The organism is Xylanibacter sp. (assembly GCF_057607445.1).
This window is the reverse complement of record NZ_DBLZAX010000006.1, coordinates 66732-87600: the sequence shown is the minus strand read 5'-3', so window position 1 is coordinate 87600 and position 20869 is coordinate 66732. Positions and strand designations below refer to the sequence as shown.

Here is a 20869-nt window from a genome sequence, read left to right as displayed (position 1 = left end):
TGTTTTTATTTTACGTAAACGACCACCATGCTGTCGTCGAATTTACCCCACATCTGTGGATGCTGCTGGCCTTCAGTGTCGCTGATTACTCTCGGGTTGACATAGTTGAACAGCTCGCGCGCCGTAACCTTCCTGTCACCGTTCTTGTCGGCGGCGCCCCTGAAGGCCTCGAGTATGCGGCTGATGAAGAATGAGTTGGTCATGTCGGGACTTTCCCACGAAACCTCGTTGGCGCGGCTCGACGTGTAGAGCATCACGCTTGTCTTCTGCGTGCTGCGCTGCGGCGTCCTGCCGCCGTTGCTGTTCTTCAGCGTTAGTCCTCCCGAATAGCATGCCATGGCCAGAATCACCTTGCGGCGGGCCTTGGCCGACTTCATGATGTTCTGTATCTCGTTGTATGTTATGAGACTCGAGGCGTCTTTGGTCTCGTAGGTGGTAAGTCCGCCCTGCACGCCGTGGCCGCTGTAGACGAAGATTATCTCGTCGTTGGGCGTAGACTTGGCAAACTCCGACTTGAGCACTCTCAGTATGTGGTCGCGCGTGGCGTTAGAGTTGAGCAGCATGAACACGCTGCTGCCGTTGTATTTGTAGAAGAAGCGCGACACGGCACGGGCGTCGCCCACCGAGCAGGGCAGGGGCGGGGCCACCTGCGGATACTTGTACTCGCCTATGCCGACCGACACCACGTAGGTCTTCTGCGGAAATGCCGCTGCTGCCAGCAGGAGCATCAGCGACAGCGATATCAGCTTAATCATGCTTGTGTGTTTCATAATATGATGTCTTTTTAAGGTTGTTATTTTCCCTTGAACTTGCACTTGCAGCTGCTGTTGGGGCATTTGCCCTCGGCCAGGATGTTCTCATAGAGCTTTGTGCCGAAGTGGTAGCCGCACTTGGGGCAGCAGTATTTCTTCCTGAAAAAGCGCTCGTTCTGGTCCTTGCGCTGTATGAGGCTGCGGTTCTTCACGTCAACTATGATCCACGAGAAGCCTATGGCTATGATGCTGCCTGCCACCTTGATGGCGGCGCTGGCGGTGGTGTCGCCCGCAAAATCCTTGGGCAGAAGCATCGTCAGCAGTATGGCAAAGATACTTCCCAGCGACAGCGACGCCATTCTCATCATCATTATGTTCGACGTCTTGGCCTCTAGCGACATCTTGTTGCGGTTGTAGGTCTCGTAGATGTTGCGCAGCTCGCTTATGTCCACGGCGTCGTCGGTCTTGGGCGGCTGCTGCGCCATAAGCTCCTTTATGCGGAAGGTGTGTCTTGCCCCGAGGCGCACAAGCGTGTTGAGGCTCACCGGAACCTCGCCCGTAAGCCGCTTGAAGCTGCCGCTGGCCGACATTATCCATGTGCCGTTGGTCGAGTTGTTGTCTCTAAGGGTCATTTTGCCGGTGGCCTCGTCAAGATGAAACAAGGCATGCTCGCGGCTTATGCTTGGTTCGGTCAGTTTAAATGGCTGATTACCAAATTTACCGATTAAGATATCCATATCTGTTTAAAATATATTTGCTGTAGATATAATTTGTTTCTTTACTGTTCTGTGACTTTTTGTAAAAATGCCTTCGGGACGTATGCTGTCACTATCGTGCCGAAGCCATTGATGGTTACCCCCACGCGGGTTTGCCTTTTTACGCGGCAGACAAAGCCGCTGAATCCGGTAAACTTACCGCTTATTATCTTCACCTTGTCCCCCTTGGATATGTCGCTCTCAGTGTCGGAGATGAACATCTTGTTCTCGTCTTCAGTTTCATACCATTTGAGGAAAGACTCCATCTGGTCGTCGGGAACTATGAGCGGTTTTATTCCGCTTTTGCCTATCGGACAGCCGTTTTCGTCTTTGTTGGGGATATAATAGTGATGAAGAAAACTGAGCCCGGGGCTTCCCACGTATTTTCTTATCATTCTCTCGGTGGTGTGTACAAACAGAAAGTTGGGTATCAACGATTCTGTTATCAGCTTGCGCTTGCCGCCTATTATGCGCATTTTGTTGGTTACGGGCAGGAACACTTCTATGTTTTCCGCCTCAAGTATGTCTTTGGCTTTTCTCTCCTGTCCGTATGCAGCCCTCATCAGGAACCACACAGCCTCCTGGTCGGGCTTGTCGGGCGGGTCGGCACTTTGTCTCCGGACACTACGGGGGGACACCCCTTTAGCTGATTTACACGTTCTGGGGGACACATCGGAGGCAAATCCGGTGTTTGAGGTTTGCCCGCCTCGCCGGGTGTTCTCATTAGACAACGAGCACATTTTGTCTTAGCGTATTGCGGTTAAGCGCTAAATACATAATTAAAAGACACACCCGTCAGGAAATGTTTGCTCAATTCTCAGATAACAAAGCTTATGCCTGTAAATATCTTTAAGTTAGTAACAAGTTGCAGGTAAATGTCTTTAATATGCAAAATAAGTAAATTGTATACCTTATCCGGTGTTAGCCTGATGGGCCTTGCACTTGAGGCCCCGACCACATTCTGTCACCAGCAGGACCTTATGCCCGCCGTTATCAGTGAACTGTGTTCAGCTTCACCGGAGGTAACAGATATATTAGTTCGTCGACAAAATTAAATAAAAATATAAATATAAACAAAAGATAACGCAAAATAATGAAAATTTTTTTAACCAAAATCGGTTATTAGTATTCGGTCTGTATTTTTTATATTGAGCTGATTTTGGTTAGATTTTTCATAGGCGCTTTTTATTTCATAGTTTAAATGAGGCGTGGAGATGGCGGTAAAAACTTATGACAAAAATATTTTTCAATCTAGGAAATAAAAAGTAAATGTATGTTAATGAAGTGACAATAAGAACGTCGTTTCATTAACATACGTTTGCGAACAAACAGACAAATGCCACTAAAATCACTCATTTCTGGGCCTGAAACTATAGGTTTGAGCCTCAGAAATGGCACCTTTTCATCTGTAACTGGGCCACTTTTTATGCGTAAGTGGGCCGGTTATGTTTTTTAACACTTCTGTTTTTCTCTCTTATTTGCTGCAACTCCCTGTCAGTCAGCGTTTTAACAAAACGCCCCGTTTTTTGTCCTTTTCTGCCCCAAACCGCGGTATGGCGAAGAGCATGCGTGTTCTGAGAGCGTCAAACGGTCGGGAAAACATGAAGAATGTTTACAAATAAGTGCTGCTGTCAGGGGTAGGGGAATCTTGTAAGTGAGATGCCGGAAAAAGTCATACGCCCTGTGATGTCAGAGATAAAGCTCACATTCTTTTCTTATTGAGCATACTTTCTTCAGCATTATGTTTGCTGCAGAGAGGAGCAGTCTGTTCACCTTTCTTGCGCCGTGAGGACATACGGCGGCGCAGCGCATGCATGATATGCAGGCCTTCTTGTCCACCTTTGCAGGGTTGTCCGCGCTGATAGCGCCTGTCGGGCATTTTGAGGCGCACAGGCCGCAGCTTGTGCATTGGGCTGTGGGGCGGGGCACGAAGCCTACGTTTCCGGCCTTCTTGTATGGTCTGTTGCCGGGTATTGCAGGCGTGGCAGAGTAGTTGCTGTTCAGCTTGGCGGCTATCTGTTCGGCAAATTTGTTAAGTGCGGTATAATCGTCCTGGTCGGGGCGGTTGGCGGCATATCGGCGGACAATAGAGTGTTCGGCTATTGCAGCCACGGCTGCTACGATGCTGAATCCTGCCTTCACAGCGCAGTCTTGCAGTTCGGCCAAAGTGTCCTCATAGGCACGGTTGCCGTATACGCATACTATTACGGCCCTTGCGCCGTTGCCGCTGATCTGCGTTATGCGTTCAGCTGCCGGTGCAGGCACGCGTCCGCCATACGACGGCACGGCTATCACGGCCACGTCGTCGCCGTTGAGAGCAACGCCCTTAAAGTCGGCCTTGCGGTCGGTAAGGTCAATGTTTACTATGTCGTTGCCGAGCTTTGCGGCAATAAATCCAGCCACCTTTTCGGTTCCGCCCGTCGGGCTGAAGCATATTTTATATATTTTCATTATTCTTTGTCTGATGTTTGTTTTGTTGCAAATATAATAATTTTAATGCAAAGTCAGATGAAAAAACTTTGCCGTTTTTTATTTGTCGTTGCTCTCGCCTTTGGCTATCTTTAGATAAGATAGTGTGCGGCTCGGCAGTGCCAAATCAAAAAACTTTGCCGTTTTTATTTGCCGTTGCTCTCGCCTTTGGCTATCTTTAGATAAGATAGGATGCGGCTCGGCAGTGCCAAATGAAAAAAACTTTGTTGTTTTTTATTTGTCGTTGCTCTCGCCTTTGGCTATCTTTGTAGCAGAAATGGTTTAGATTATGAAATACACAACAGATAAACGATATTCGGAGCAGGGAACGGAAGGGAGATGTGCGGTGTCGTCTCGCAATAAGATTATTTGTCTTTTGCTCTTTGTCGTAGGACTGCTCATGCTCGGCGGAGGCGTCTACGGGCTTGTGTCGCTGTCGAAGGCTTCAGGCGCTTTGGGCTATGCCACGGGCGTGATAGACAAGCTCAGCTATAAGAGAGAATACCGGCACCGGAAGAGGCGTACGCACTGGGAGATGCGCATAAGCTACGAGACAGAGCGCTACGGCAAGACGTATATATCGGAGAAGTGCTATCTGCCATTCTGTAGTGAAGGCGACAGCATTGGGGTGCTGTATAATCCGGATAACCCCTACGACGTGCGCATTCCGGGCAATGAGCGCTGCATATGGTTTACGCTGCTGAGCGTAGGGCTGTTGTGTATGTCGGGGGTGTGGCTGATGCTCAGGCCGCAGCGGCAAAAAGAGCGGCATGCTTAGCGCCATATAATAAAATAAATGTTCTTTATATATTGCATTATGTCCGTTTTGCTATGCCATATAATGACTGAGCAAAACGGACATAATCATGATTTTGTTTTGATTGGGGTTGATGTCTTGTTCTATTTTTTGCCTTTCAGCATCTTCAGCGCAGCCGTTAGTGCCGAGTCGGTCTTGCCCAGTGCGTCGCTTTCGGTATATTCTATGCAGACGTCAGGCTGTATGCCGGTGTTGATAATATCTGAGCCGTCGGGATTGGTGAAGCGGCATTCTGCTATCAGCGACGAGTACCCGTGCCCCCAGTTGCAGAATTTAGGACTGCTTATCACGCCCGCTGTCGGCGTGCCTACAATCTTGCCGAGCGACAGGTTCTTCATTGTTGCGGCAAAGTCTTCGGCTGCCGATGCCGTAAATCCGTCAACAAGAATTATAACGGGGGCGGTTATTCTCAACGAGTCGGGCGTGTTGTTCTTCATCACGAACCAGCCTTCCTGAACGGGCTGCATGGCCACGCCGTTATAGTAGTCGGCCAGTTGGCTGACATTTTTGCCGTACATCTCGTAAGCCGTGTTAGCCACTCTTGTCATAATCTTTAAGCCGTCGAATATGTTAGTGTTTCTGTCGGCGATATGTCTTATTATGTTGTGCCATGACTCGTCTGTTCCTCCTCGGTTTCCGCGTATGTCGAATATCACGCCTTTGGCAGACAAGAAATCAGAGAGGTTATTCTCAAAAGCGCTTTTTATTGTGCCGGGCAACGTGAACGTGCTCATCTTCATATACATGATGTTGCCTGGCAGCTTCTTTATGCGGCATTTTGCCGTGTCGCGTCTGATGCTCCAGTCGTCAGTGTCGTCGTAGTTCCTTATGCTTGTCATGAGTTTTGTGTTTATGGTCTTGCCCTTAGGAGTCGTTATCTCAATATGAAATTCCGCGCCTTCCTTGCCTGTAAGGAATATGTCGAGAGCCTTTCTCTTTCTCCATTCCATGTTGGGAGCCGAAACATACGGATAGACATGCCTTTGCAGATATTCGTCGAGCGTCAGGCCGTCCACCTTCTTAATCTCGCTGCCAACAGGCAACAGCGGTTTTAGCTGCCTTGTAGTGTTGGTTATCAGCAGTTTGTCTCCAGCCCATGTAAGTATCAGCGGCACCCTGTAGCGTATGATGTTGCTGTCGTTAAATCGCGTGTGTCCCTCGTCGAAGTGAGCCATGAACTGCGTCATTAAGTCCGAAAACTCCTGTTCGCTTTCGGCATTCAAGACCTTAGTAAGATAGCATCTGTAAAGGCTGTCAGGATTAGTCTCCTTGAATTTCTCAGGAAATGCAAAGTTGTTGCTTATTTCTTTCCATATCGAAGAAAGTATATATATTCTTTCGCTCAGAGTAGTGTCCGCCTTGGCCGTGTATGGCATGATGCACATTAAGGCCAAAGCCGCAATAATTATTCTCCTGATCATGTTACGATGTTTTTGCTGAATGTATAGAGTTAAGTTGACTATGCAAATCTTCAGTATGAATTATGCTGACTAATATGTGAAACTTGCAGCCTTAAAACATCCCCGTTTTAACCGCCACAAGAGTAATCATAATTGGCTGACGCCGAACTTTGTTTTTCCATTCTCAATTCTCCATTCTCAATTGGCAAATGCCCCTTCACGCCTCGATGTTGTATTTCTGAATCTTGTTATATAGCGTCTTGCGGTCGATGGCGAGCAGCTGGGCCGTCTTGGTCTTGTTGCCGCCGGTGGCGCGCAGGGCGTCTATTATGCGCTGTCGTTCGGTCTGCTCGTCGTGCAGGGCTGTTGGCTCCTGTCTCATGGGGCGCGTCATGGCCTTCGACAGCTCCTCGGTGCCGATGTATGAGCCGCGCGTAAGCAGGGTGGCACGCTTCACCACGTTGTTAAGCTCGCGCAGGTTGCCCGGCCAGCTGTATCGCGCAAGCATCTCCGACGCCTTGTCGTCGAATCCCGCCACGTTGCGCCCCAGCTCCTCGTTGGCCTGACTGACAAAGAGGTCGGCAAACAGAAACAGGTCGGCGCCGCGGTCTTTAAGTTCGGGCATATATATGGTGAACTCGTTGATGCGGTGATAAAGGTCTTCGCGGAACTTTCCGTCGGCCACGAGTTGCGCCAGGTTGCCGTTGGTGGCGCACACCAGCCGTATGTCTACGCTTATCTCCTTTGGCGAGCCTAACGGGCGCACCTTGCGCTCCTGAAGGGCACGCAGCAACTGCACCTGCACGTCGTAGGTCAGGTTGCCCACCTCGTCGAGGAACAGCGTTCCGCCGTTGGCCTCCTCAAAGGCTCCGCGCTTGTCGGTCGTGGCGCCTGTGAAGGCTCCCTTGGTGTATCCGAAGAACTCAGATGCCGCCACGTCCTTGGGTATGGCTCCGCAGTCGAGCGCAAAGAAGGGCTTGTCGGCGCGGCTGCTCTGGCTGTGAATGCGGCGCGCCACATACTCCTTGCCCGTGCCGCTGGCTCCGAGAATGAGCACCGACATGGGCGTTGGCGCAACGAGGTTGACATATTCGTAGAGCTGGCGCGAGGCCTCGCTCGTGCCTTCTATGTATTTCTTGGCGGCCGTGTGCGTCTTCTGTTCTGCCGCCGCGTTGTTGTCGTGGGCTGCTTGTGTTGTCGCTGTCGTTGGCGTGGCGCCTGCCGTGGCGCCTGCTGCGGCATTGTGGCTGTCGAGCGCGTCGTTTATCTTTTGCAGCAGGATATCGGGCTGCACGGGTTTGGCTATATAGTCGCACGCTCCCGACTTCATGGCCAGCACGGCGTTCTGCACTTCGGCATAGCTCGTCATCACGATGAATGGCGTCTGCATATTCTTCTTGCGCAGCCAGTTGAGCAGAAACAGACCGTCGTGGTCGGGCAGACGGAGGTCAGACAGTATGAGGTCGAAGCCCGTACTGTCGGTCACGGCCCGTGCCGCGGCGCTTACGGAGCTTGCTCTCTCAACCGTGAAACCCTTTTTGCGCAGCCATGTCTGCATCATGGTTGCGTATGTAAGGTCGTCTTCAACTATAAGGATACTTGCCATGTAGGTCAGAATGTTGTTATGATAACAACTGCGTGTCGTCGTGCAAAATTAGCTTTTTTATTATACATGGCGCAATAAACCGTTGTTTTTTATTGCTTTTTAAAACTTTGAGATTAATGTCTGCGGCTTTCAGATATATTGATTTTTGATTATTCGACTGCTATTTGTGCTTTGCGTTGCGTGCCTCGCCACAAAAAATGTTATATTAGCGGAACATAATCAGCAAGTGATTGAAAATCAGAAAATATTAATATCATGAAAATCAAGATTACATTACTGTTTGTTGTCATTGCCGTGCTTCAGCCGCTGAGGCTTTTCGCGGCAGATAAAGGCAATGCAGGCAAGCCCCGCGTGATAGTGCTTACGGACATTGAGAACGAGCCAGACGACGCAATGTCGATGGTGCGCTTCCTGACATACTCTAACCAGTGGGACGTTGAAGGACTTGTTGCCACAACGTCGGTGCATCAGAAGAAGGAGACGGCAGCATGGCGCATACGCGAGATTGTGACGGCATACGGCAAGGTGAGAGACAATCTGCTGAAGCACGAGAAGGGCTATCCTTCGGCCGGCTATCTGCTGTCGGTGATAAAGGAGGGACGCCCCGACTACGGCATGCATGCCGTGGGCAAGGGCATGGACTCTGAAGGATCCGAACTGATAATCAAGGCCGTAGACCGCAGCGACAGCCGTCCGGTGTGGGTGCTTGTGTGGGGCGGCCCCAACTGTCTGGCGCAGGCACTGTGGAAGGTTAAGGCCACGCGCAGCGAGAGCGAGCTTAAGGCTTTTGTGTCGAAGCTCCGTGTGTATGCCATTTCAGACCAGGACGACAGCGGCGTGTGGATAAGAAAGACGTTCAAGGACCTGTTCTATATCGTCAGTCCGGGCTTCCATCGCCTTGGCGGATACCATTACGCCACATGGAGCGGCATCAGCGGCGACAAGTTTCACGGCCGCTTTGCCGGGGCCGACATCAGCATAGTTGACAATCCGTGGCTCGACGAGCACATACGCAGCAAGGGCGAGCTGGGCAAGCAGTATCCCTACATGAAGTTTCTGATGGAGGGCGACTCGCCCACGTTTATGTATCTCATTGACAACGGACTGGGCTGTGCCGAGCATCCCGACTGGGGCAGCTGGGGCGGACGCTACGAGCTGTATCAGCCGCGCACGGAGCGCTGGTTTATTGAGCCTGAGACAAGGCCGATATGGACCGACGCGCAAGACGAGGTGATGGGCTGCGACGGCTCATGGCACACAAGCAACAAGGCCACGATATGGCGCTGGCGCGAGGCTTATCAGAACGACTTTGCAGCACGCATGGACTGGACCGTGAAGGACTACGGCGAGGCCAACCATCCGCCTGTGCCTGCACTGGCATGCGCGGCAGAGATGACAGCCGCCACGGGAGACACCATAAGACTGAGCGCAGCAGGCACAACTGACCCCGACGGCGACAGCCTTTCGTACAGCTGGTTCTACTATCCCGAGCCGGGAACCTTCAACGTGGCTACGGCGCGCACAGGCAGTCCGCTAAAGATAGTGGGCCACGACAGCCGCGACGCCTACTTTATAGTGCCCAAGGGCGGCCGTCTCGGCACGATGCACATCATACTGGCCGTTACCGACAGCGGCACGCCGCGCCTTACGCGCTATGCCCGTGTAATAGTGAATGTTGTTAAATGACGTTACTGAAAATAAATACTGTTTCAAATGAAAAGAATATTTCTAGCTTTGAGCCTGCCGTTGATAATATTGCTGTGCGGCACTCCGTTCCAGGCTGTGGCTCAGGATGACAGAACAAGAGTTATCGTGACGAGCGACGGCGAGATAGACGATGAATGCTCTTTGGTGCGTTTCCTGTTGTATTCAAACGAATGGGACATTGAGGGTATCATAACATCAAGCTCGCAATATCACTGGCATGGCCACAAATGGGCCGGTGACGACTGGATGGAGCCTACGCTGAATGCATATGCCGAGGTCTATCCCAATCTGCTGAAGCACGACAGGAGATATCCTTCACCTGAATTTTTGCGCAGCCGTACTTATCTTGGCAATGTAGAGACTGAAGGTGAAATGGACAAAGTTACTAAAGGCTCACAGCGTATTGTTGAGGTGCTGCTCGACAATGCCGACAAGCGCCCGGTGTGGATACAGGCATGGGGAGGCACGAACACCATAGCCCGTGCGCTGAAGACCATAGAGGAGACTTATCCTGAGCGCATGGCCGAGGTGGCAGACAAGATGAGGCTCTTCCTTATATGGGAGCAGGACAGCACATATCAGGCTTATATACGTCCTCATTGGAAGAAATACAACATAAAGACAATCATATCTGACCAGTTTGAGGCCATCGCCTACCGTTGGAAAATGGTTCAGCCTGATTATATGCAGAAGTATTATGAAGGCGCATGGATGAAGGAAAACATATTGCAGAATCATGGTGCCTTGTGTGGTTCGTATAAGGCTCATGACAATGGCGACTTCCGTTCAGAGGGCGACTCTCCGGCTTTCCTGCATACAATAAATGTCGGACTGCGTAATCTGGAGAATCCCTCATGGGGCGGATGGGGTGGCCGTTACGTGCTGGTGCGCGAGAACACATGGCTTGACCCTGTGCCTGTTGAAGGATATAAGTATCCTGAAGGCCGCTGGTATGGCGATAACGGCTGGGGGCGATGCAGTCTTCGTCCAGGCAGCACTGCCACCGACGAACAGCGCAGCGCTTACTTTAAGCCGATGTGGAGATGGAGCATTGCAATGCAGAACGATTTTGCGGCCCGTGCCGACTGGTGCGTCAAGTCTTATGCAGATGCCAACCATCAGCCTGTGGTTGTGCTGGCGCATAGTGCCGACATAAAGGCCAAGCCGGGCAGCAAGGTCAGTCTTAGCGCTGCGGGCACTTCCGATCCCGACGGCGACAGCCTCACCTTCAGCTGGTGGCAGTATGCCGAGGCCGGCACATATCCGGCTTCTGTTGATATATCAGACAGCGGGTCTGTCAATGTAATGCTGACAGTTCCTGCCGATGCAAAGTCCGGGCAGACCATACACGTGGTGTGTGAGGTTACCGACAACGGCACGCCGCGCCTTACGCGCTACGCCCGTGTGGTTGTTACAGTGAAATAAAAAACATTAAATACAACTTAATATTATATGCAGAAATTTTCAATATTGTTATGCTCCTTGTTGCTTGCGGCTTCGGCATGGGCAGGCAGCAAGGCCGATCCGGGCAAGCAGGCCATAGTGCTCGAGGAGTTTGTGTTCATGAAGTCTCCCACGCGCGACTGTCACGCATCGTCTATAATGGAACTGTCTGACGGTACTCTGCTATGCACATGGTTCGGAGGCACGCGCGAGCGCGCCAAGGACGTAAAGATATGGCTGGCACGCAAGCCCAAGGGCGGCACGTGGCAGGAGCCTGTGGCCATAGCCGACGGCGAAGGCGGCACGGTGTTCAATCCGGTGCTGGTGCAGCTCAAGGGAGGCGACATACAGATATATTATCTCTGTCCGACGATAGACGAGGGCCGCGTGATAACCTCTTCTGACAACGGCCTCACGTGGAGCCGCCCCGTGGCCCTGCCCAAAGGCTTCGTAGGTCCTGTGGTCAACAAGCCCGTGTATCTCGACGACGGCACCATCGTGGCAGGAGCCAGCCTGCAGGACGCACCCGGCAAGCGCATACACGTGGAGCGTAGCACCGACAACGGCCGCACATGGACCAAGACGCCGGCGCTGAGCGATCCTGCCGGAACAAAGTATAAGCTCATTCAGCCCACCTTCCTCGTACACTCGCAGAAGCGCCTGCAGCTGCTGGCACGCCCCAACGGCAGCGGACCCGACACGAGGATAGCGCAGACATGGTCGGACGACGGCGGACTGACATGGGGCCCGATAACTGACACCACGCTGCCCAACAACAACTCGGCCATAGACGCCGTTACGCTGAAGGACGGCCGCCATCTGCTTGTCTACAACCACTCTACGCGCAACGACACCATAGGCGGGCGCAAGGGCAGGGGCATACTGACCGTGGCCATGACGCGCAACGGCATCGACTGGGAGGCTGCCGCCGTGCTTGAATACCGCACCGGCGCAGTGCAGTATTCGTATCCGGCAGTGATACAGACGAGCGACGGACTGGTGCATATCACCTACTCATGGCACCGCAAGCGCATAAAGCACGTGGTGATAGACCCCTCAAAGCTCGTTACCTATCCCATCGTAGACGGCGTGTGGCCCAAGGACAAGATGCCGTGGACAAAGAGCACCGAGACCGAGAGCGTGGCCCAAGGCACAGAGGTGCTGCAGTGATGCGCAGAGCCTGCACTGTAGCTTTTATATAAGGTTAAAACAAGTCTTACTGAACCATGAAGAAACTTATATTTTCTGTTGCAGCTACCCTCGTGCCGGCATTGTGCATGGCCGACGGCCTTAAGGCTTTCCCCACGGCCGAGGGCTATGGCAAGTTTACCGTAGGCGGCCGCGGAGGCGACGTCTACGAAGTTACCAACCTCAACGACTCGGGCGAGGGCAGCCTGCGCCATGCCGTTGAGGCCGAGGGACCGCGCACGGTGGTGTTCCGCGTGTCGGGCACCATCGACCTGAAGAAAAAGCTCACAATACGCAACCCCTACATAACCATAGCCGGACAGACCGCTCCCGGCGACGGCATCTGCATAAAGCGCTATCCGCTGAGCATAGCCGCCGACGAGGTGATAATACGCTATATACGTGTGCGCCTGGGCAACGAGAGTGGCGGCAGCGACGACGCCTTAAGCTGCCGCGGCCGCAAGAACATCATACTCGACCACGTGTCGGCAAGCTGGAGCATCGACGAGACAATGTCGGTGTATCACTGCAAGAACGTAACCATACAGTGGTGCATGATCACCGAGAGCCTCTTCGGTTCCAACCACGTTAAGGGCAGCCACGGCTTCGGCGGCATATGGGGCTCCGACCTCAGCACATATCATCACAACCTGATAGCCCATCACTCGAGCCGCAACCCGCGCTGGGCGTCGGGAGGCGGGCGCAACGACTATCGCAACAACGTTGTCTACAACTGGGGCTACAACAGCAGCTACGGCGGCGAGAGGCAGCAGAAGGGCAACCCAGAGTTCAGCTCGATAATGGTGAACATGGTGGGCAACTACTATAAGCCCGGTCCGGCCACGCGCGGCGGCAGGGTGTCTTACCGTATAGTAAACCCCGGCGGCCGCGGCGACGACGATTACGGTCTGTGGTATGTAGAGGGCAACGTGGTAGAGGGCAACGGCGCTGTTACGCGCGACAACTGGAACGGCGGAGTGCAGCCGCAGGGCGGCAGCAGCGTGCTCGACAGGATAAGGCTCGGCAAGTCCTGGGATGCCATGAAGATAGATGAGCAGACGCCACACGAGGCATACGAGGCAGTGCTCGACAGGGCGGGATGCTCGCTGCCCGTGCGCGACGCGGTAGACCGTCGCATAGTGGCAGAGGTGCGCTCTGGCACGGCCACATTCGGCGGCAAGAGCTACAGCAGCAGGAAAGACGCGGGCGATGACCATGTGCCCACGGGCATAATAGACTCGCAGCATGATGTGGGCGGATGGCCCGAGCTTAAGAGCGCCGCCGCCCCTGCCGACTCCGACCATGACGGCATGCCCGACGCATGGGAGCGTGAGCACGGCCTCGACCCTGCCAATCCTGCCGACCGCAACGTCCTTGGCAGCAACGGATACACTAATCTTGAGAACTATCTAAACAGCATTGCGCCCTGACGTTCATGCCTGTGGCAAGCCTGCGCGCTGCCATGGGCCATTGCTCAGGCACGATGCGCCGTGTAAATAAAAGCCTGGCGGCAATGCCTGTCGTGTGGTTTGATGACGGCCTGAAGTGTATGCACATCTGATAAAGAGAAACTTTTCCGGCCAAATCATAATCACTTATCTTGGCTTAAAACTAATGTTCGCAGCTTTTAGACATATGTTTTTTTGATCCTTTTCAGCCGTCATGGCGTCTTGCATCAGCCTGCAAATCAAAAACACGCCGAAAATCGTAACTATTTTATACGTTTTTCCTTTCAGTCTAAATATTTCATGTGTTTTGTATGACTGTACATTAAGCAAATCGCATTCATTTACTTTCATACTGTTAGTGGCCCGTTTACGACCCGTAAGTGGGCCACTTTTCATGCAAAACCGGCCCACTTTTTGGTCGTAAGTCATAGGCTTTTTGTTGTCAACTAAAGCGGAGATATAATACAAAGAATTGTCAAGCCGAAAAAACTGCCAATACAGACAATTTTGAACCTCTGAAAGACAAGCACTTCACCCGAAAGCTGTCAGTAAAGATATTAGCATGCAGAGCCTGCACAAGCTTGGAACTTTTCGTGATTCTTTTGCTTGTGACATACACTTTAGCGCAAATATCAGGAATGATATGAATAATTTGTTTATGGGTCTGTATGGCAAGATACGGCTAATGAAAATGGCACTCGTTGAAACTGTCAACGAGTGCCATTTTGAGTATGGATATTTAGTAGGCCATGATAACATGGCTGTTATTTTTCGGGCACGTAGAATTTATCCATCAACGGAAGCACCATTGCCGGATTTTTGCGGAACTGCTTTCCTTTTATCTCTTTTTTATCTACCATTTCTACCAGCTTAGGAAACTCCTTGAAATATAGTTTCATGGCTTTCTTCATAACTAAAAAGATTCCTTTTATGCCGAGCCAATAAGCTTTGGCTATCTCATCTCCTTTCTTTAGATAGTAATATCGCCAAACATAATTGACTTTGGTACTATTATTGTTCACTGTATAATCAGTGGTTAGTGTTTTATATCCTTTGACGTTCTTTCCTTCGTAAATTAGCTGTAGGAATACTGGCTTCTTAAAAGGCTTTGGATCCTTGCTAAATAGATTGGGTATACTATTTTGTGCTTTTACCGATTCGTAAATTAAGGGTAAGGAGTCATTGAGAGTTGACGTGTAAACTATTCTTTTCACTTCTTCTGATGTGTATTTACGGGCTTTACCTTTGTAGGTATCGCTTATTTTTATGTCATATACCGGTGAAATTAGGTGTGATGTGGAAGGAATCGAGATGTAACCTTCAATTACCGTGCCGTCTGTCAGCGTGCAGGTTACTTTGTAGTCGTCAGGATTGTTGCGTGCTGTCGTTGGCAGCGCCATGAATAGTAGTGAAAGTATTAAGATAAGTTTATTCATTGTGTTTTTATTTTAAGGTCGTTTACAATAAGGTTATTGAACACAGATAAACAAATTTTGCAAGTTATAGTTGTTAGACCATGCTTGTAAAATTTGGCTTGTAGATTACTGCTGATCAGTATAAAAGTTCGTCGCTTGCCAAATGTGCTTTGAACTATGCATGCCGAATGCATAGATAGTATTTTCTTTCAATACTTAACTGATGGTTTTCTCTTAATTCTGCCAATTTGAACCTGTAATGTAAGACATGGCTATTTTATCAATGTAATATTTGTTCGTCGCTCCGTTTGCATCTATAGAGCGAGACAAAATTCCTATATCAGTTTAAATATTACTCACAACCGGTTCCGTTTGTTCATTGTCGTTACATAAACATTTTGCAAATGCAGAAAAAGCCTCAATACAATTTAGACGTAGTTTTTTTCGTGCACCTCCTTTTTTAGTTAAGAAATTATATCCATAGCCAAAAATACGATTTTTTTTCTGATTTTGTATATAAATATCAATATTTTATAGAAAATGAAACGAAAATAATATGAATATCATTATTTTCATTTTTCTTATTTGTTGCATAGAAAGAAGTTGCTATTGTTCTGACGGAGAGGAAATGGCTATTGCGCTTGCGTTATTGCGCACATTTGTGGCAAAAGAATGAAGGTGCGTCAGAATGTATCATAGCATACATATTTTGATGCACCTTTCTTTATTGTTTATGTCGTAAAGATGTTCCTGCCGTATGTCGTCGTTGGCGTTTATGCCTGCGCCGTGCGCTCATGTAGGCAGGATAAAAAGTTATTTTTCGTTCAGCACTTTGTCAAATTGCTTGGCGAAGAATTAGAAATATAGGCCAGATGAGAATAAAAGTTAGGACTTATAATACATCATAATAAGTTAAATAGCTTATTTTTTACTTTTATAAGCTAATTAACTTATAATATTTTGCCGATATAGATATTATTCATACCTTTGCATTAAATAATAGTTAACGTATTAAATCTATGTATGCAGCCATCTCTGCCGATATAGTTTCTTCCACATCTTTATGTATCGAAGAAACCATTGCCTTGAAGCAAAGGATAGAAGATTTATTTTCTGTCCTCGAAAACAGATTTCCGGGATTTTGGGGAAGGATAATAAAAGGAGATTACATAGAGTGCCTTTTGCCTTCGGCCAAGGACAGCTTTAGGGTAGCTCTAATTATTAAGAGTTGCATTAAGTCTTTTCCTGTTGCAGAATCAAAAAAGAAAAAATTGTTCCAAACATACGGAATACGTATAGCTGTGGGAATAGGTGATATGCGTATTGTAGATAAGGAACACGGCATCATGGATGGAGAGGCAATTTATTTATCAGGCCGGACATTAAGCGGAATGGGCGCTCTAAACAAAAACGGTACATTCATTATTGAACCTGCTGACAAGCAACTTAAACCAGCGTTACAAACGGTCGGAATGCTGACCGATGCCTTGCTCAATAATACTACAAGACGGCAGAGTGAGGTTGTTTATTATAAACTTTTGTCTAAAAGTGAGCAGGAAATAGCAGATATATTAGGTGTAAAGCAGTCAGGAATAAATCAGCATTCAACTTCAGCCAAATGGTATTGCATAGAAGAGGCATTGGATTATTTTGAACAACTAAATTTTGAAAATATATGAACAGCTGGTTGTTGTTAAGTCTATTGACGGCTCATGTAATTGGAGATTTCTATCTGCAAAGCGACAAATATTGTAAGAGGAAAGAAGTATCAAAACTTAAAAGCTCCTTTCTATATATTCATGCAATAATCATGGGGCTGCTTTCATGGGTATTTGTTCCAACCATTGGTTTTTGGCTTTATGCGTTGCTCATAGTTGTAACACATTTTTTGATTGATGCAGTGAAATCATATATGGGCAAAGGACTGTGGCAATTTTTAATAGACCAGATTGTACATATCTTAGTTTTGTGTTTTATTGCACACCAATATGTATTGCAGTGCCATTTGCCAATTCAATGTTTAAACTTTCGTGACAATATATCCATTCCGATATTTATATTCGCCGTATTATGCTGTCTGAAACCTACAAATATTCTGATAAAACTGATATTGGAACGGTATAAAATAGGAGAAACCGAATCTTGCGAAAATATGAAAAATGCAGGGGCACTCATTGGAAATTTAGAAAGAATCTTGACATTGGTATTTGTTCTAATCGGCCAATATGAAGCTGTTGGATTTATCATAGCTGCAAAATCTTTACTTCGATTTAAGGACACAGATACAGCCAAGACAGAATATGTGTTAGCTGGGACCTTGTTGAGTTTTGGCATTGCCACATTGTCGGGCTTAATGGTGAAACAATTATCGTTAGTATTCTAATTCTGCATAATGAGAGATTTAACAGACAAGGAGAAATATATTGTAAAAGGATTGTTTGACAGAAAAACAAATCCAATTTAGGCGAATTGCGTAAATAAGACTGTTACGAGATAATCTTGATTGTTTTGCATTGCGCTATGAATTAGCCACAAGAAAATCATCAGGTTTTATATAAAAAAAGAAGGTGCGTCAGAATGTATTTTAGCATACATATTCTGATGCACCTTCCTTTATTGTTTATGTCGTAAAGATGTTCCTGCCGCGTGTTGTCGTTGGCGTTTATGCCTGCGCCGTGCGCTCATGTAGGCAGGACAAAGAGTTATTTCTCTTTCAGCACTTTGTCAAATTGCTTGGCGAAGAACATTATCTGATAGTCTATCGAGTTGTGCCAGTAGTCGCCCGTGTGGCCGCCGGGGCGCACGTAGAAGTCGTGCTTCACGTTGAGTTCGCGCAGGCGCTTGTGCGTCTGAAGGTTCACGGGATAGAAGAAGTCGCTGTAGCCGCAGTCGATGATGATGTTCTGGCGCGAGCCGAGCAGGCGGTCGAGCGAATAGTATACGGAGTGAGACTTCCACACTGTCTCGTTCTGAAACTTGTTGCCCAGCACCTTCTCTATCTGCCAGCAGTTGGGATACTGGCAGATGTCCATGCATCCGCTCGTGGTGCCTATGTTGCCGAACACGTCGGGATGCTGCAGTCCGTTCCACATGGCTCCGTGTCCGCCCATGCTCAGGCCCGTTATGGCTCTCAGCTCGCGGCGCGCATAGGTGGGGTAGTGGGCGTCGATATACTCGGGCAGTTCCTTTGATATGAACGTCTCAAACTGCATCGACGGGTCGACGGGCGAGTCGACATACCAGCTGTTCTGTCCGTCGGGGCAGACGATGATGGTGCGGTAGGTGTCGGCCAGGCGCGCCACGTCGGTTATTCCCGGCCATGTGGTGCTGTTGCCGCTGTAGCCGTGCAGCAGGTAAATCACGGGATATTTGGCCTCGCCTGCGGCGTCGGGCGTGTATACTATGGTGCTGAGGCTGCGCTTCATCTTCTGGCTGTACACGCTCAGCGTGTCAACCTTTGCAGCGCGTGCCGCCGTTGCGGCCAGCATTATTATCAGCGCCGTCAGTATTGTTCTTGTAATGTTTGTCATGTTGTTATGCTTATTTTTCATTGTCTTTTTCGTCAAGCCGCCTTACAGCCTCCTCAAAGGCAGTTCTGAAGAAGTTGCCCTGGGCTATGAGGTTGCCTATGCGCTCGGCGTTCATCTTCATGCAGGCATACTGTCCCTGTGTGATGTTGGGCAGAATGGTGTCGAGCTCTTTCAGCGAGTCGACGCACAGACCTATGCCGTGCTTGCTTACAAACGGCGCCAGGGCGGCCTGCTTCCATATTATCACGGGCAGCGAGCAGCGCAGATAGAGCGACGTCTTGTGCGGATTGTTTATCTTGAGATATTCGCCCCAGTCGCCCGTGCATCCGTCTTCAGAGGCTCCGTCCCACACCAGGCCGAAGTGGCCACGCGCCGTGGCTATAAGCTCGTCTGACTTTACGAAGCCCATCAGCTCAAACTTGTCGGCGCCCTTCGCCTTGCCAATCTCGAAGCCGTTGCCGTAGAGCCTCACCTTGAACGAGCTTATGTGCTCGCCCCAGCGGTAGAGGAAGGTGTTCTTGCGGTGGCTCAGCGCTCCGGCATACACTATGGTGCGTGTGTCTTCGCTGCTGTTGTTCTTTGCCGCCTGCGTGTCCGACAGATAGTCGAATATGCCCAGCGTGCCCACCATGGCGCGGCATCCGTGGCTCTCGAGCCACTGCTTCATGCTGTCGTTGTGGGCTATTATGTAGTCGGCGTGGTTGAGCCGGCATATCTCCTTCTCGGGCGTGAGCGCCTTGCGGCGGAAGCTGCCCAGGTCGTGTATTATCACAACTACGCGCGCTCCCCTCATGTGGGCCATGCGGCACACCAGCGTGAAGTATTTTTTCAGCGGATACTGCAGCAGCAGCGTGTCGCCGCGTTTCAGGCTGAAGGGCGACTTTATCACTCCGGCGAGCGTCAGGAAGAAGTGCGCCAGCTTGTTGTTGTATGTGGTCTGCCTGAGTCCGGCGTTGCCGAGGCCCATGCTGTCCATAATCTTCTCTATGTCAGTCTTGGCCTTGTTGCCCGCGCTGCCCAGACCTTTGTAGTTGCGCGAAAGATACTTACAGTTATTTAATTCATAATTCATAATTCACAAATCATAATTGGCTGATGCCGAACTTTGTTTCACAATTCTGAATTCATAATATGGGGCAGAGAAATTTTCTTAAGTATTAATTATTAATTCTTACTTCTTAATTTCCCATTTCCTTTTCTGCCAGCTTGAGAGCCTCGGCCACGGTGTCGTCCATGTCGAAGTAGGCATACTGCCCGAGGCGGCCTCCGAATATCACGTTGCCCATGCTGCGCGCCATCTGGCGGTATTCGGCCGCTATGGCGTTGTTGCGCTCGTTGTTGACGGGATAATACGGCTCGAGGCCCTCGCTCCATGTTGCGGGATACTCGTAGGTTATCACCGTCTTGGGCTGAGTGCCGTATTCAAAGTGCTTATGCTCAATGATGCGGGTGTAGGGCACGTCGGCCGAGGTGTAGTTTACCACGGCGTTGCCCTGGAAGTTGGGCGTGTCTATCACCTTGGTGTCGAACTTCAGGCTGCGGTATTCGAGCCTTCCGGCGCGGTAGTCGAAGTATTTGTCAATGCGTCCGGTGAACACTATCTTGTCTGCCAGTGAGCAAAGCTCGTCGCGGCGGCTGAAGAAGTCGAGCTGCAGTATGGTCTCCGTGCCCTCCAGCAGGGCGTCGATGAGCCTGTTGTATCCGCCCTCTGGAATGCCCTGATACGGGTCGTTGAAGTAGTTGTTGTCGAAAGTCATGCGCACCGGCACACGCTTTATTATCTCCGCCGGCAGCTCGCGTGCAGGCCGTCCCCACTGTTTCTCGGTGTATCCCTTTATCAGCGTCTCGTAGATGTCGCGTCCGCATAGCTTCAGCGCCTGCTCCTCAAAGTTGGCAGGACACTCTATCGAGGCATACTCGGCGCGCTGCTTCTTGAGCATCTCCTCGGCCTCGGCAGGCGTGCGCGTGCCCCACAGCTGATAAAAAGTGTTCATGTTGAAGGGCAGGTTGTACAGCCTGCCGTTGAAGTTGGCCACGGGCGAGTTGGTGAAGCGGTTCATCTCAACCAGCCGTGTAACATATTTCCACACTTCCTTCTTGTCCGTGTGGAATATGTGAGCGCCGTATTTATGCACGTTGATGCCCTCAATGCTCTCGCAGCGGATGTTGCCTCCGGTGCTGTCGCGCCTGTCTATCACGAGGCACTTGCGTCCAGCCTTGCGCGCCTCGTGGGCAAACACAGCCCCGAAAAGGCCGGCTCCGACAATAAGGTAATCGTATTTTTTCATAGTAACAAGTGTTTTTTATGTGCCAGCATGCTGCCGCCAGTGCTGCGGCGT

Annotated in this window: 17 protein-coding genes; 7 read left to right on the top strand and 10 right to left on the bottom strand. The window is 50.0% G+C overall.

Features of this window, described 5'->3' with window-relative positions; translation table 11 throughout:
• Window positions 1-5: 5 nt before the first annotated feature.
• The 4 genes from ACZMIG_RS06500 to ACZMIG_RS06485 all read right to left on the bottom strand — a co-directional run bounded on the left by ACZMIG_RS06500 (window position 6) and on the right by ACZMIG_RS06485 (window position 3958).
• A complete protein-coding gene (locus ACZMIG_RS06500; RefSeq protein ID WP_302024421.1) occupies window positions 6-770 on the bottom strand; it encodes a caspase family protein in 765 nt (254 codons plus the stop codon).
• Between the two features lie 23 nt (window positions 771-793).
• Window positions 794-1489 (bottom strand): FHA domain-containing protein, encoded by a 696-nt coding sequence (locus ACZMIG_RS06495; protein WP_021854078.1) that lies wholly within the window; start codon window positions 1487-1489, stop codon window positions 794-796.
• 41 nt (window positions 1490-1530) lie between these two features.
• On the bottom strand, window positions 1531-2145 hold the full coding sequence (locus tag ACZMIG_RS06490) for a UpxY family transcription antiterminator (RefSeq protein ID WP_164511766.1): 615 nt from the start codon (window positions 2143-2145) through the stop codon (window positions 1531-1533).
• Between the two features lie 1051 nt (window positions 2146-3196).
• A complete protein-coding gene (locus ACZMIG_RS06485; protein ID WP_487889305.1) occupies window positions 3197-3958 on the bottom strand; it encodes a 4Fe-4S binding protein in 762 nt (253 codons plus the stop codon).
• Window positions 3959-4265: 307 nt separating this feature from the next.
• Between ACZMIG_RS06485 and ACZMIG_RS06480 the strand changes: the two genes are divergently transcribed.
• Window positions 4266-4754 (top strand): DUF3592 domain-containing protein, encoded by a 489-nt coding sequence (locus ACZMIG_RS06480; protein ID WP_487889304.1) that lies wholly within the window; start codon window positions 4266-4268, stop codon window positions 4752-4754.
• A gap of 122 nt (window positions 4755-4876) precedes the next feature.
• On the opposite strand, the gene ACZMIG_RS06475 is transcribed toward ACZMIG_RS06480, so the two are convergent.
• Window positions 4877-6214, bottom strand: a complete 1338-nt coding sequence (locus ACZMIG_RS06475) for a S41 family peptidase (RefSeq protein WP_487889303.1) — start codon at window positions 6212-6214, stop codon at window positions 4877-4879.
• A gap of 196 nt (window positions 6215-6410) precedes the next feature.
• Complete coding sequence (locus tag ACZMIG_RS06470; RefSeq protein ID WP_418874285.1) at window positions 6411-7799, bottom strand: sigma-54-dependent transcriptional regulator; 1389 nt, start codon at window positions 7797-7799, stop codon at window positions 6411-6413.
• Window positions 7800-8054: 255 nt separating this feature from the next.
• Here ACZMIG_RS06470 and ACZMIG_RS06465 point away from each other — a divergent pair, with 255 nt between their 5' ends.
• From ACZMIG_RS06465 to ACZMIG_RS06450, 4 genes are read left to right on the top strand one after another with little or no spacing between them, the layout of a single operon-like run.
• Window positions 8055-9485, top strand: a complete 1431-nt coding sequence (locus ACZMIG_RS06465) for a nucleoside hydrolase-like domain-containing protein (protein ID WP_487889302.1) — start codon at window positions 8055-8057, stop codon at window positions 9483-9485.
• A 27-nt stretch (window positions 9486-9512) separates the two neighbouring features.
• Entirely contained in the window at window positions 9513-10931 is a 1419-nt protein-coding gene (locus ACZMIG_RS06460) for a DUF1593 domain-containing protein (protein ID WP_487889301.1), read from the top strand.
• A gap of 27 nt (window positions 10932-10958) precedes the next feature.
• On the top strand, window positions 10959-12119 hold the full coding sequence (locus ACZMIG_RS06455; RefSeq protein WP_287602795.1) for a sialidase family protein: 1161 nt from the start codon (window positions 10959-10961) through the stop codon (window positions 12117-12119).
• Between the two features lie 56 nt (window positions 12120-12175).
• Window positions 12176-13567, top strand: coding sequence for a pectate lyase family protein (locus tag ACZMIG_RS06450; protein ID WP_487889300.1), 1392 nt, complete (start codon window positions 12176-12178; stop codon window positions 13565-13567).
• A 782-nt stretch (window positions 13568-14349) separates the two neighbouring features.
• Here the strand turns inward: ACZMIG_RS06450 and ACZMIG_RS06445 are convergent.
• Entirely contained in the window at window positions 14350-15021 is a 672-nt protein-coding gene (locus ACZMIG_RS06445) for a hypothetical protein (RefSeq protein WP_482682224.1), read from the bottom strand.
• Window positions 15022-16019: 998 nt separating this feature from the next.
• Between ACZMIG_RS06445 and ACZMIG_RS06440 the strand changes: the two genes are divergently transcribed.
• Window positions 16020-16679 (top strand): helix-turn-helix transcriptional regulator, encoded by a 660-nt coding sequence (locus tag ACZMIG_RS06440; protein WP_487889299.1) that lies wholly within the window; start codon window positions 16020-16022, stop codon window positions 16677-16679.
• Window positions 16676-17383, top strand: a complete 708-nt coding sequence (locus ACZMIG_RS06435; RefSeq protein WP_487889298.1) for a DUF3307 domain-containing protein — start codon at window positions 16676-16678, stop codon at window positions 17381-17383. The genes ACZMIG_RS06440 and ACZMIG_RS06435 overlap by 4 nt, the downstream gene beginning before the upstream one ends.
• A 319-nt stretch (window positions 17384-17702) precedes the next feature.
• Here ACZMIG_RS06435 and ACZMIG_RS06430 read toward each other — a convergent pair whose 3' ends face one another.
• From ACZMIG_RS06430 to glf, 3 genes are all read right to left on the bottom strand, one after another.
• Entirely contained in the window at window positions 17703-18551 is an 849-nt protein-coding gene (locus tag ACZMIG_RS06430; RefSeq protein WP_484446338.1) for an alpha/beta hydrolase, read from the bottom strand.
• The gene (locus ACZMIG_RS06425; RefSeq protein ID WP_487889297.1) at window positions 18541-19602 is read right to left on the bottom strand and encodes a glycosyltransferase; all 1062 of its coding nucleotides are present in this window, start codon (window positions 19600-19602) and stop codon (window positions 18541-18543) included. Before ACZMIG_RS06425 ends, ACZMIG_RS06430 begins: the two co-directional genes overlap by 11 nt.
• 106 nt (window positions 19603-19708) lie before the next feature.
• The gene (glf, locus tag ACZMIG_RS06420; protein ID WP_487889296.1) at window positions 19709-20818 is read right to left on the bottom strand and encodes a UDP-galactopyranose mutase; all 1110 of its coding nucleotides are present in this window, start codon (window positions 20816-20818) and stop codon (window positions 19709-19711) included.
• Window positions 20819-20869: the final 51 nt, after the last annotated feature.

Bases quoted from the DNA above. Each gene is read 5' to 3' on its own strand.
- ACZMIG_RS06450 (WP_487889300.1), top strand. From the start codon at position 12,176: ATGAAGAAACTTATATTTTCTGTTGCAGCTACCCTCGTGCCGGCATTG.
- glf (WP_487889296.1), bottom strand. From the start codon at position 20,818: ATGAAAAAATACGATTACCTTATTGTCGGAGCCGGCCTTTTCGGGGCT.
- ACZMIG_RS06460 (WP_487889301.1), top strand. From the start codon at position 9,513: ATGAAAAGAATATTTCTAGCTTTGAGCCTGCCGTTGATAATATTGCTG.
- ACZMIG_RS06500 (WP_302024421.1), bottom strand. From the start codon at position 770: ATGAAACACACAAGCATGATTAAGCTGATATCGCTGTCGCTGATGCTC.
- ACZMIG_RS06465 (WP_487889302.1), top strand. From the start codon at position 8,055: ATGAAAATCAAGATTACATTACTGTTTGTTGTCATTGCCGTGCTTCAG.
- ACZMIG_RS06480 (WP_487889304.1), top strand. From the start codon at position 4,266: ATGAAATACACAACAGATAAACGATATTCGGAGCAGGGAACGGAAGGG.
- ACZMIG_RS06475 (WP_487889303.1), bottom strand. From the start codon at position 6,214: ATGATCAGGAGAATAATTATTGCGGCTTTGGCCTTAATGTGCATCATG.
- ACZMIG_RS06485 (WP_487889305.1), bottom strand. From the start codon at position 3,958: ATGAAAATATATAAAATATGCTTCAGCCCGACGGGCGGAACCGAAAAG.
- ACZMIG_RS06430 (WP_484446338.1), bottom strand. From the start codon at position 18,551: ATGAAAAATAAGCATAACAACATGACAAACATTACAAGAACAATACTG.
- ACZMIG_RS06425 (WP_487889297.1), bottom strand. From the start codon at position 19,602: ATGAATTATGAATTAAATAACTGTAAGTATCTTTCGCGCAACTACAAA.
- ACZMIG_RS06440 (WP_487889299.1), top strand. From the start codon at position 16,020: ATGTATGCAGCCATCTCTGCCGATATAGTTTCTTCCACATCTTTATGT.
- ACZMIG_RS06445 (WP_482682224.1), bottom strand. From the start codon at position 15,021: ATGAATAAACTTATCTTAATACTTTCACTACTATTCATGGCGCTGCCA.
- ACZMIG_RS06470 (WP_418874285.1), bottom strand. From the start codon at position 7,799: ATGGCAAGTATCCTTATAGTTGAAGACGACCTTACATACGCAACCATG.
- ACZMIG_RS06455 (WP_287602795.1), top strand. From the start codon at position 10,959: ATGCAGAAATTTTCAATATTGTTATGCTCCTTGTTGCTTGCGGCTTCG.
- ACZMIG_RS06435 (WP_487889298.1), top strand. From the start codon at position 16,676: ATGAACAGCTGGTTGTTGTTAAGTCTATTGACGGCTCATGTAATTGGA.
- ACZMIG_RS06495 (WP_021854078.1), bottom strand. From the start codon at position 1,489: ATGGATATCTTAATCGGTAAATTTGGTAATCAGCCATTTAAACTGACC.